The organism is Propionicimonas sp. T2.31MG-18 (assembly GCF_964266745.1).
Lineage (GTDB): Bacteria > Actinomycetota > Actinomycetes > Propionibacteriales > Propionibacteriaceae > Propionicimonas.
The window spans coordinates 76,343-87,566 of sequence record NZ_CAXWGX010000001.1; the positions used below are offsets into that span (position 1 = coordinate 76,343).

Genomic DNA, 11,224 nt, shown 5'->3' on the forward strand with positions numbered 1-11,224 from the left:
CTCCGCTTGTCGCGTCCCGCTTGTCGCGCCCTCGCCCCGCTCCCCCGCCGAGGGCCAGCGCTAACGCCGAGGGCCAGGACGCCGGTGCTGGCCCTCGGCGAGATGGCTGGCCCTCGGCGCGGAAGGCTGGCCCTCGACGTGGGGGCTGGCCTCGACAGTGGGGGCTCGCCTCGACGTGGAGGCTGGGCCTCGAGCAGGCGGGCGGGCGTCAGCGGACGCGGGACCGGTCGACCGTGGACTCGGCGCCGGCGAGCCAGCCGCGGATGAAGCCGGATCCCCAGCCCAGGTGCATGGTCGCCAGCACGACGACGTTGAGGAGCCGGTCGACCAGGCCGTCCCCGCCGAGGCGGGTGAGTCCGACGGCCGTCACGCCCGCCAGGTAGCCGAGCGACGGGACGTGGGCCAGTGCCCATCCGGCGCCGCGGGCGATCCCGAGGAGCTGCAACAGCGCGACGGCAAGGCTGATCGCCACCAGCACCGCCACGGCCGGCGGCGGCAGGTAACGCCAGGGCGTCGACTGGTGGCGGCGGACGAGGTGTCCCCGCCACACCCCGGTGGCGTACATCTGGCGGCGGAGCGCGTCCCAGCTTGCGCGCGGCCAGTAGGTCACCCGCAGCCGGGGGGTGAACAGGATCAGGTGGCCGGCGGCCCGGATGCGGTGGTTGAGCTCCCAGTCCTCCGCGCGGCGGAGGGTCTCGTCGTAGCCGCCGACCTCATCGAGCACCTCGCGGCGGAACACACCGAGATAGGCCGAGTCGCACTCCGCCTCGTCCTCGCCGTGGTGCCACGAGCCACCGCCCAGGCCGAACGGGGAGTTGTACGCGCGGGCGACCGCGCGCTGGAAGCGTCCGCGTCCCCGGGCCTCCATCACGCCGCCCACGTTGGCGGCGCCCGTCCGCTGGAGGATCTCCACGGCGGCCGCGGTGTACCCCGGCGGCAGTTCGGCATGGGCGTCCACCCGGACGACGACCGGGTGCCGGCTCGCCGCAATGGCGAGGTTGAGGCCGATCGGGATGTCGTTGAGCGGGTTGGCGACCAACCGGACGCGGGGATCGGACGCGGCCAGCCGCTCTGCGACCTCGTCCGTGCCGTCGCTCGACGCACCGAGGGCGAGCACGAGTTCCTGTTCGCCGTCGTACGCCTGGGAGAGCACCGCGCCCACCGCTTCGGCCAGGTGGGCCGCCTCGTTCAGCACCGGCATCACGTAGGAGACCGCCGGGTGCTCGGGCAGGGGTGCGAGGACGGGGCGCGCCGTTGCTGCCGGGCCTGAAGTCACGCGGTCATTCTCGCAGATCCCCGACCGCTCCCCCGTCCCCCGCGCCTCGCCAGTGGGCGCCACCCACGCCGATCGAGGGCCGCGTCCACGGTCGAGGGCCAGCGTCCACGGTCGAGGGCCAGCCTTGATGCCGAGGACCAGCACCAGGGGACGAGCCCTCGGCGAGAAGGCTGGCCCTCGACGGGAGGATGGCCGCCGCCACACGGGTTGGGCCAGGGCGGTTCGAAGGGGACGACGCTCAGCCGAGGCGGGCGGCGAGGTTCTCGTCGAGGGCGGCGAGGAACTCCTCGGTGGTGAGCCAGGCCTGGTCGGGGCCGACGAGGAGGGCGAGGTCCTTGGTCATCAACCCGGCCTCGACGGTCTCGACGCAGACCTGCTCGAGGGTCTCGGCGAAGGCGGTGACCTCTGGGGTGCCGTCCAGCTTGCCGCGGTGCTTCAGGCCGCCGGTCCAGGCGAAGATCGAGGCGATCGGGTTCGTGGAGGTCGGCTTGCCCTGCTGGTGCATCCGGTAGTGCCGGGTCACCGTGCCGTGCGCGGCCTCCGCCTCGACGGTCTTGCCGTCGGGGGTCATCAGCACCGACGTCATCAGGCCCAGAGAACCGAAGCCCTGCGCCACGGTGTCGCTCTGCACGTCGCCGTCGTAGTTCTTGCACGCCCAGACGTAGCCGCCCTCCCACTTCATGGCGGACGCGACCATGTCGTCGATCAGGCGGTGCTCGTAGGTGAGGCCCTTCGCGTCGAACTCGGCCTTGAACTCGTTGGCGAACACGTCGGCGAAGATGTCCTTGAACGCGCCGTCGTAGGCCTTGAGGATCGTGTTCTTCGTGGACAGGTACACCGGGTAGTTGCGCATCAGCCCGTAGCTGAAGGACGCCCGGGCGAAGTCCTCGATGGACTTGTTGAAGTTGTACATGCCCATCGCGACGCCGCCGTCGGGCCCGTAGTTGGCCACGACGTGCTGGATCGGCTCGGAGCCGTCCTCCGGGGTGAAGGTGATGGTCAGCCGGCCGGCGCCGGGCACCTTGAAGTTGGTCGCCTTGTACTGGTCGCCGTGGGCGTGACGGCCGATGACGATCGGCTTGGTCCAGCCCGGCACCAGCCGCGGGATGTTGGAGATGATGATCGGCTCGCGGAACACCACGCCGCCCAGGATGTTGCGGATCGTGCCGTTCGGCGAGACCCACATCTTCTTCAGGCCGAACTCCTCGACCCGGGCCTCGTCGGGGGTGATCGTCGCGCACTTCACGCCGACGCCCTCGCGCTTGATCGCGTTCGCCGCGTCGATCGTCACCTGGTCGTCGGTGGCATCCCGGTGCTCGATGCTCAGGTCGTAGTAGTCGAGGTTCACGTCGAGGTAGGGGTGGATCAGGCGGTCCTTGATGAACTGCCAGATGATCCGGGTCATCTCGTCCCCGTCCAGCTCCACGACCGTGCCGACGACCTTGATCTTCGCCATCCGAACAACCTCCTGCGTTGCGACGTTGCCGCAAAACATACCGTCCCGCCCGGGGCGTCCCGCCGTCCGCCTCGCTACGCGTGGTTCAGCCCGCTGCCTGAACTCGCGCAGCGAAACGAACGTCACGTAGGGAGCCGGCCAGGACGCGGCGGACGACGACGCCGGGGCGGGGACGCGGGACGCTACCCTGTCAGCCGTGATCGACTCGACCCACTGGCTGCTCACCCTGTCGTGCCCGGACCGTCCCGGGATCGTGCACCAGGTGACCGGTGCGATCGTCGAGGCCCGGGGCAACATCACCGAGCTGCAGCAGTTCACCTCCACCGAGTCCGGCCGCTTCTTCATGCGGGTGCAGGTCCAGTCCGGCTTCGACCGCTCGCACTTCGAGCGCGACTTCACGGCGATCGCGGACTCCCTGGGTGCGGAATGGGTGCTCGACTACGTGGGACGCCGCCGGCGCACGCTCGTCCTCGCCTCCCGGGCTGGTCACTGCCTCAACGACCTGCTTTTCCGGACCCGCTCGGGGCACCTGCCGATCACCATCCCGCTGATCATCGCCAACCACCCCGACCTGGGCGACCTCGCCAAGTTCTACGGCGTCCCGTTCGAGGTGCACGCCGTGAACGCCGACACCAAGGCCGCCGTCGAGAAGCACATCCTCGACGTGGTGGCCGAGCACGACATCGAACTGGTGGTGCTCGCCCGCTACATGCAGATCCTCTCCCCGGAGCTGTGCGAAGCGCTCGAGGGCCGCGCGATCAACATCCACCACTCGTTTCTGCCCGGCTTCAAGGGCGCCAACCCCTACCGGCAGGCGCACTCCCGGGGTGTGAAGCTGATCGGCGCGACCGCCCACTTCGTGACGTCCGACCTGGACGAGGGCCCGATCATCGAGCAGAACGTGCGACGCGTGGATCACACGATGGAGGTGCCGGAGCTCGTGTCCATGGGCCAGGAGCAGGAGAGCCGGACGCTCACCGAGGCCGTGAAGCTGTTCGCCGAGCACCGCGTCCTGCTGGACGGCGGCCGCACGGTCATCTTCAGCTGACCGCCGCCGCAACGAAGGCCACGGCAGTGGCGCGCCTCACTCGACGGGGTCGATCCTCTCGGCCGTGAGCTCGACGACCTCGCCGGTCGCCGGGTCCTCGAAGTGCCGGACGCCGATCAGCTCTGCCAGCTGCCAGCCGTCCTCGGGGGACCCGTCGACGACGATCACGCCCGTGTTGTCCAGGTGTGCGCGTCCGAGGGCCTCGGCGAAGCCCGCCACGCGGGCCATCGACCACACGCGCAGGGCTGCGCCGTGGCTGACGACCATCACCACCTCGCGGCCCGCGGCGGCGATCCGGCCGATCGCGTCGTCGAAGCGGGCGAAGAACTCGTGGGCGTTCTCCCCGCCGGGAATGCGCGCGTCCGGGTCGCCCTTGCCCCACGCGATCAGCGTGGTGATGTAGCGGGTCGCGTCGGCGGACAGCTCGTCGTCACCGGCCGAGATCTCACGCAGTCCGGGCAGCACCTCGAGCTCGAGCCCGCGCGCCGCGGCCACCGGGCGGGCGGTCTGCTGCGTGCGCACCAGGGTGGAGGTGAAGACCGCCTCGATCTCGTGGTGGGACAGGCGCTCCACCAGGGCCGCGGCCTGGGCCAGCCCGCCCTCGTCGAGGTCGGCGCCGGGCTCGGCGGTGTCCAGGAGGAAGTCGACGTTGGAGGCCGTGCGGCCGTGGCGGACGAGGATCAGGCGCATGTCGGCCAGACTAGCCCGGCAGCCGGCCCACCCCGTCCGCCGACTCCGCGACGGTCACTTGGCCCGGCATCGACGCGGCCCCCGGACTCGCGCCACAGCGAACCCCTGCGCCGCCCGCCCTGCGCTGCACGACCCGCCCACGAATGCGCCGAACGTTGCGACCCACCGGCTACGGTGGGCGGCACCGGCGGTCGCAGCGCCGGGACGCACCGTGGAGGACCATGAGGAACCGGATCGTCGCCCTGGCCCTGGCCGGGGTGTGGACGCTGGCCGGCTGCACGACGCCGGCCCCGACCCCCGCGCCCGGTGCCACCGTGGGGACGGGGACGGCGCCCGCGGGCACCACTGCCCCTGCTGCCACCGCCACGCCCACGACGCCCTCCCCGACGGCAGCCACGGGGTCACCGTCGCCCTCGGGTGGCGCCACCTCGCAGGGCCCGATCGTGCTCAGCGGCACCTCCATCGGCGGCCGGCAGCTCGGACGCGCCGGGGTTGCGGAGGTGAACCCGATGCTGGTCGCCGAGCTGGGCAGGGCCAAGGTGGCCGACCCCCAGCTGTGCGAGTCCGCGGACGATCGCAGCCAGCTGGCCGTCGTGGACCACTCGTGGCCCGGGCTCACCGTGCGCTACGGCAGCAGCGGTGGCGCAGCGGTGGCGGTGGGATGGACGGTCGACCTCGCCCGGATCCCCGACGGCGTGCGGCTGGCCGACGGCCTGGCCTGGCGTCCGGCCTTCGCCACCCTGGAGCGCCTGCCGGACGTGGAGACCGACACCGCGGACGGGCGGCGGACGGTGACGCTGACCCGCCGCCACCTGTCCTGGTCGGGACCGGTGGGTGCGACCCGTCCCGACACGCTCTCCGGCGGCGCGATCCTGGCCTGCGCCCAGGGGTGACGCCCCGGGACGGCAACGGAGCGACGGCTACGGCACGAAGGACACGGGCCCGGTCGTCGCGGACGCGGTCGCCGTCCGGTAGCCGGGACGGCTGCCCGTGACCACCAGCTTCAGTCGTGCCCCGTTGTCGGCGGCGAGGAGGGTGTAGTCCGGCCCGGTGCCGATCTTCACCGACGCCCTGCCCGGGACGAGGCGGTACCACTGCAGTGCGAGGGTGGCCGCCGGTGCCCAGTCCGGGACGGTGGCACGCACGCTGTTGCCGTCGACGGCGAGCACCGGGGCGGCCACGTCGGTGAACCGCGCTGCCGCGACCGGTTTCGTTCTCGCCGACCCCCGGGTGGCGGGGTACGTGCCCTCCCGCTCGGCCGACACCACGACCTTCAGGCGGCGGCCCAGGTCGGTCGGCTGCACGCGGTAGGACGCGTACGCCTCGCCCGCCCCCGTGCTGACCACCGCCGAGCCGGAGTACCACGTGTAGGTGAGGTCGGCGTCGGCGGGACGCAGGACCACGTCGGCGGTCAGTTCCTGGTCGACGGCGGGCGTCGTGTCGGAGACGGCGACCTTGCTGAGGGCCACCGTGCCGAGGTGGGTCCGGGTGACCGCGATCGTGCCGCCCGGCACGGAGGTGCCGTCGACACCGGTGGCGGTGCCGCTGCCGTCCGCCGCTGCGACGACCAGCTGCCACCGGTAGTCACCGGCGGCCACGAACCCGCCGGTGTCGGACCGGCCGTCCCAGGTGACGCCGCGGACGGACCCGTCCGTGGTCGCCGCGGTGCGCAGCGTCCGGACCACCTCGCCCTGGGGATCGCGGATCACCACCTGCCCCGCGTCGAGCGCCTTCGTGAGGTCGAACTGGGGCGCCCACGCGCAGTCCCACGCGTTGCAGCCCGCCGGGCCGACGACGCCGAGCACCCGCGGAGCCGACGCCCCTGCGCCGGGGACCCGCCGCACCACGATCTCGTCGTCGTTGGCGTAGGCGAGGGTGTCGGCGCCGGCGGTCACGGTCGTGCCGCCGTCGGTGTCGGAGAGCCGGTAGGTCTCGCCGGTGACGTAGTCCCAGGCGCTCAGCCCGTCACCGTCCTCCCGCACGGCGTAGCCGTCGCCGAGGCCGAGCAGCCGCGCGTCCTGGAGGTCTCCCCAGGTGCCGGCGACCAGGTCGTACACCGCCGACCGAACGGTGGTCTCGCCGGTGCCGGGATCAGCGGAGGTGAAGCTCGCCGCGACGCGGTCGCCCCACAGGAACGCCGCCTGCACGTGGCTGGTGCGGGCGTCGACGCCGTCGGGGAGCGGGATCGGGCGGCGATAGGTGGCGTCGAGCAGGTCGGTGACGACGAGGGTGGTCTCCCCGTCCCCGCTGCCGGTGCACATCGCCGAGCCCTGGAGGCAGTCGGTGCCTCCCAGCACGCGCGTGCCGAAGATCGCCCGCACGTGCCCGGGCGCGCGGACGTAGCTGCCCATGGGGACGCCGGCGTAGCCGGTGAGGTCGAACCAGCCGGACCCCCGGTCGAGCAGGGCGTACGGCCCGCTGAACCCGAGCAGGGCGTTCACCGCCGAGCCGCGGGAGACGGCGGTCGAGCGGTCGTAGAAGGCGACCCCCGAGGCGGTGGCCACCGCGGTCCGTCCGGCGGAGGCGAGCGCGGCCTCCGCCCGGTCGGCGAGGCGCTTCTCCGCCCCGATGCCGTCCCCGAGCGGACGTTGCCAGACCGCGCCGCCGAGGCGGTCGTCCCAGCCGACCAACCGGTTCACGCCCATGCTCAGCCCGACCACGGACGCCTTCGCGACCAGCGGGTCGAACCGCTTGACGAGCACCGGCCCGGGGGCGACCGCGTAGAACGGGTCGAGCCCTCCGGCCGCCACGCTCACCAGCGGCCGGGTCGGGTCGCCGACCGCGTCGTACTGGGTGCTGAGCACCCTCCCCTTCAGCGGGATGGACTTCAGCGTGCAGCCCCCGGACGCCGTGTCGCAGGTGTACCAGGCCTTGCGGTCCTGGAGCAGGAGCACCGTCCCCTGCTTCTGCACGATCACGGGAGCGTGGGAGGTGGGGACGCGCCGCAGGACGCGGCAGGAACTCGTCCCGCGGGCGACGTCGCGGACGCAGCGCGACACGGCGGTGCCACTGCGGGTGACGTACTCCAGCCGCGTCCCGTCCAGCGCGCGCAGGTGGAGCAGCGCCCCGGTCACCCGGAACGCCGACGGGCCTGCCTCGCCGCCGAGGGCGAACGCGTCGATGTCGGTGGCGGTGACCTTCGCGCCACGCGTCCGGTGGATCACGGTGCGGTAGCCGAATTGGTGGTCGATCGACCAGCCGACCTCCTGCGAGGCCGACGCGGACGGGGTGGGGAGGTCCTGCGGGACGACGGCGACGGGGGGCCCGAACGACCCGCCCTCGAGGTGACTGACCACGACCCGGTCGCCGTCGCGCAGCAGGGCGTCGCGGTCGGACGTGGCCGCGACCGGCTGCGCGGCGGCGGCGAGGGCCAGGGGCGCGAGGCTCGCGGTGGTGCCGGTACCGGTGGCCAGGTCGACGACGGTCACGCCCTCGTCCGTGGCCACCGCGGCATGGCCGTCCTCGACGAAGTCCGCGGTGCCGGCGAACCAGGGGTCCAGCCCGGGGTCGACCTCGCTCCAGGTCGCGCCGCCGTCGGTGGAGAGCCGGTAGGAGTGGTGCACCCAGGCCAGGACGGAGTCACCGGAGGCGGCCACCACCTGTGTGGGCTGGGGGACCCGCGTCAGCGGGGTCCGCCACTCCGAGACTTCCTCGGCCTGCACGGACGCGGACGGCAGCAGGCCGACAACCAGCACGGACGCCGCCAGGGCGGCACCCGTTCGCAGGTACGCCGAAGACCGCATCGTCGCTCCCTTCTCGACCCCGCCAGGCCGGTGGTGTGCTGCGACGAGCGGTTCCCCCAGTCAACAAGGCTACGGCGGAAGGCGTGCCGTGGGCAGTCCCCGGACGGGCTACCCGGCGGTCACCGGTCCGGAGGTGACGGCGCTGGCCGTCGCGTCCTTGTAGCCGGGCGCCCTGGCCGTGACCACCACCTTCAGCAGACGGCCGAAGTCGGCCGGGACGGGGGTGTAGGTCGGTCCGGTGTGGACGAGCTTCGGCGTGGAGCCCGGTGCGCCCAGGCGGTACCACCGGAAGGTCTCGGCGGGAGAGGCCGGCACCCAGCCCGCCGTGCTGGCCGTGAGGAGGGCACCGACCTGGGGCGCGGCGTCGATACTCACCGTGGCGCGGGTCATCGTGCCCTTGCCGACGGCCGAGGTCGACGCGGAGGTCTTGACGACCTCGGTGTAGATGTCGCCGATCGCGACCACCCGAACGCTGAGCTTCTTGCCCAGGTCGGCCGGGGTGACCACGTAGGTGGCGTCGTGCCCGACGACGGTGCTCCCGCGCCGCCACGTGTAGCCGAACACCGCATCCGGCGCGTGCGGCACCGCCACGATCCCCAGTTCCTGCCCCACGACGGGCGTCGTGTCGGTGATCTTCGGCGTCGCCAGCGGGTAGGGGATCGTGTCGTTCTCCACCGTGAGGTCACCACCGATCGCGTCGCCGCTGATCGACGTCAGCGGGCCCGTCTGGTCGGTGGCATCGACGTCCAGCTCCCAGGTGTAGGCAAGGTCGGGAGCAGAGGTGTCGGCGGGCCTGCCCTGGGTGTCGTCGATCCCGTCCCAGGTGCCGGTGATGGTGCCGGTCGCCGAGGCCACGGTGGGACGCTCGGCGATCACCGTGCCGTTGAGGCGGATCCGGAGAGTGCCGGCGTCGAGGGCCTTCGTCGCCTCGACCGAGACCTTCCACGGGACGCGCCATCCGTCGTAGGCGCGGAAGCTGGCCGCGCCGGAGGCCGGACCGGCGCTCACCGCCAGCGCCCGTGCCTGGCCCAGTCCGCCGGCGGAGCCGCCGAGGGAGGTGACCCAGAGCTCGTCGTACTCGGTGGTGTAGGAGAGGAAACCCGACGAGCTGATCGCCGGGCCGCCGATCGGGGCGAACGACGGCGACGTCCCACCGAACCGGAAGTCCCAGACCACGCCGTGACCGGTCTCGTCGACGGCCGCGACCACGTGGTCGCCCAGCACCGGCGCGTAGTAGTTCCTCGGCCCGTAGCTGACGTCTGGCTCGAGGACGCTGGAGACCACGACCCGGGGCGTGGTGGTGTCGGTGTCGAGGTCGTAGTCCTCGTAGCCCAGCATCAGCCAGTCCCCCCACAGCCCGGCGGCCACCAGGTCGCCGTACGCGGGCTCGAAGGGCAGCGGGTCGCCGACCGGGACGCCGGTGCCACCGGCCCAGTCACGCACGGTGACCGTCCCGGCGGCCTCGTCGAGCTGGGCGACGTAGCTGCCGAACTGCGCGACCGCCCCGGTGATGCCGGTGGCGACGACCCGCGACTCGGTGCGCAGCGTCGCCGTGCCGTTCTTCTCCCTGACCAGGGCGTACGGGCCGCTCAGCGAGAGCAGGGCCGGCACGGCCTTGAACGTCGCCGTCCGGGTGCCACCGCGGTAGAACCACAGCCCGTCCTTGCCGTTGACCGCCACGCGGTCGCCGCTGGTGCGCACCTGCCTGCCCTTGGTGGTCAGCACCTTCTCGGTGCCGATCGTGCCCCCCGCCAGCGAGCGCATCCACGCCCGCTCGCTGCCCGCGTTGTCCGTGCCCACCAGCCAGCCGGCACCGAGGTCGAGGCTGCGCTCGGTGACGGCCTCGACAACGGCGGTCACCGTCCGGGTCGCCCTGCCCTTCGTGCTCACGGTGTAGAAGCCGGGCCTGGAGCCGCGGGCCGCCAGCATCGGGCGCAGGGTGGCGTCGCCGACGCCGCCGCCGGTGAACGCCGCCGTGGTCCCGCGGGGGATCCCGGTCACGGTGACCAGCTTGCCCGCCTGCCACAGGTAGGACGTCGAGCCGATCGTGAGGCCCAGCACGCTGCCGAAGGCGTGCACGGACGGACGCGTCTTCACCTTCGTCTTCATGGTCACGCAGGACGGCGTCGCCGTGGGCGTCGCCACCGTGCACGAGCGCAGGGTGGTGCCCGCGAGCGCGACGTAGCGCAGCGGCTGCCCGGCCGTCTGGTCCGCCCACAGCACCGTGGCCCCGGTGAGCCGCACGGAGTAGGCGTCCAGGCCCTCGACCAGCGGGATCACGTCCAGGTCGGTGGCGACGAGCTTGTTGGCAGCGGTCAGGTAGATCATCGGCGCGACCCAGGCGTCGTCGGAGATCCAGCCCTGGCCGAGGCCGCTGGTGTCCTCGAGGGCGCCGGTCGGCAGGCCGCCGTTCAGCGGCCAGTCGAGGGCTCGTGCGTCCCACGTGGCCAGGTCCACTCCCCACGCCTCGACGTTCCCGTTCTCCCAGCCGGCGACCCGGACGGCGGTGGTGGCGTTGGCCGTCCACAGTCCCTCGCCCACCTCGATCGGGTTCACCAGGTTGTTCGCCGTGTCGAGCACCTCGACGGTGTCCCCGGCCAGCGCCACGAGCGTCCCGTGGTCGAGGTAGGTGACGTCCGCAGGGCGCAGCGAGCGGTCGAGGTCAGTGGTGTCCCAGCCACCTCCCGGGGCACGGACGTGCGTCCCGCCCTCGTCGCTCGCGGTCACCAGCACCCCGTCGACCAGCCCCATCAGGGCGGCCGGGACGGAGTGGGTCGTCAGCGGGACCTTCGTCGGGCCCTCGGCCCTGGCCGGGGCCGCGGAGACCGCGAGCCCGGCCACGGCGAGCGCAAACGCGCCGATCGCCGCGGCCACCCTGCGGCCGTGAGTTCGTGAATGCTGCCTGACTGCACGCTCCAGTGCCATGGCGTTGTCCCCCCGTGCCGTGCACACCCCCAGCGCACGGTCCTGGCGCGAAAGGTACCACCGCGGGGACGGCCCGCGCAGTCCTT

At 72.9% G+C, this 11,224-nt stretch carries 7 protein-coding genes; 2 read left to right on the top strand and 5 right to left on the bottom strand.

The features are described 5' to 3' along the window. Nucleotides 1–208 precede the first annotated feature (208 nt). The gene (locus ACFQQJ_RS00360; protein WP_377103073.1) at nt 209–1,276 is read right to left on the bottom strand and encodes a glycosyltransferase family 2 protein; all 1,068 of its coding nucleotides are present in this window, start codon (nt 1,274–1,276) and stop codon (nt 209–211) included. A 238-nt stretch (nt 1,277–1,514) separates the two neighbouring features. After that, nucleotides 1,515–2,732, bottom strand: a complete 1,218-nt coding sequence (locus ACFQQJ_RS00365) for an NADP-dependent isocitrate dehydrogenase (RefSeq protein WP_377103074.1) — start codon at nt 2,730–2,732, stop codon at nt 1,515–1,517. 196 nt (nt 2,733–2,928) lie between these two features. Here ACFQQJ_RS00365 and purU point away from each other — a divergent pair, with 196 nt between their 5' ends. Further along, nucleotides 2,929–3,780: a formyltetrahydrofolate deformylase gene (gene purU / locus ACFQQJ_RS00370; RefSeq protein WP_377103075.1), complete on the top strand. Its 852-nt coding sequence runs from the start codon at nt 2,929–2,931 to the stop codon at nt 3,778–3,780. Between the two features lie 36 nt (nt 3,781–3,816). On the opposite strand, the gene ACFQQJ_RS00375 is transcribed toward purU, so the two are convergent. Further along, on the bottom strand, nt 3,817–4,470 hold the full coding sequence (locus tag ACFQQJ_RS00375) for a histidine phosphatase family protein (protein ID WP_377103076.1): 654 nt from the start codon (nt 4,468–4,470) through the stop codon (nt 3,817–3,819). 221 nt (nt 4,471–4,691) lie between these two features. On the opposite strand from ACFQQJ_RS00375, the gene ACFQQJ_RS00380 reads away from it, so the two are divergent. After that, nucleotides 4,692–5,363, top strand: coding sequence for a hypothetical protein (locus ACFQQJ_RS00380; protein WP_377103077.1), 672 nt, complete (start codon nt 4,692–4,694; stop codon nt 5,361–5,363). A gap of 27 nt (nt 5,364–5,390) precedes the next feature. Here the strand turns inward: ACFQQJ_RS00380 and ACFQQJ_RS00385 are convergent, their stop codons facing one another. Both ACFQQJ_RS00385 and ACFQQJ_RS00390 read right to left on the bottom strand, forming a co-directional pair. Further along, nucleotides 5,391–8,213 (bottom strand): FlgD immunoglobulin-like domain containing protein, encoded by a 2,823-nt coding sequence (locus ACFQQJ_RS00385; protein WP_377103078.1) that lies wholly within the window; start codon nt 8,211–8,213, stop codon nt 5,391–5,393. A gap of 108 nt (nt 8,214–8,321) precedes the next feature. Then, the gene (locus tag ACFQQJ_RS00390; RefSeq protein WP_377103079.1) at nt 8,322–11,087 is read right to left on the bottom strand and encodes a hypothetical protein; all 2,766 of its coding nucleotides are present in this window, start codon (nt 11,085–11,087) and stop codon (nt 8,322–8,324) included. Nucleotides 11,088–11,224: the final 137 nt, after the last annotated feature.

Excerpts from the sequence above, each read along its gene's own strand:
- ACFQQJ_RS00380 (WP_377103077.1), top strand. The coding sequence starts at position 4,692 with ATGAGGAACCGGATCGTCGCCCTGGCCCTGGCCGGGGTGTGGACGCTG.
- ACFQQJ_RS00375 (WP_377103076.1), bottom strand. The coding sequence starts at position 4,470 with ATGCGCCTGATCCTCGTCCGCCACGGCCGCACGGCCTCCAACGTCGAC.
- ACFQQJ_RS00365 (WP_377103074.1), bottom strand. The coding sequence starts at position 2,732 with ATGGCGAAGATCAAGGTCGTCGGCACGGTCGTGGAGCTGGACGGGGAC.
- ACFQQJ_RS00385 (WP_377103078.1), bottom strand. The coding sequence starts at position 8,213 with ATGCGGTCTTCGGCGTACCTGCGAACGGGTGCCGCCCTGGCGGCGTCC.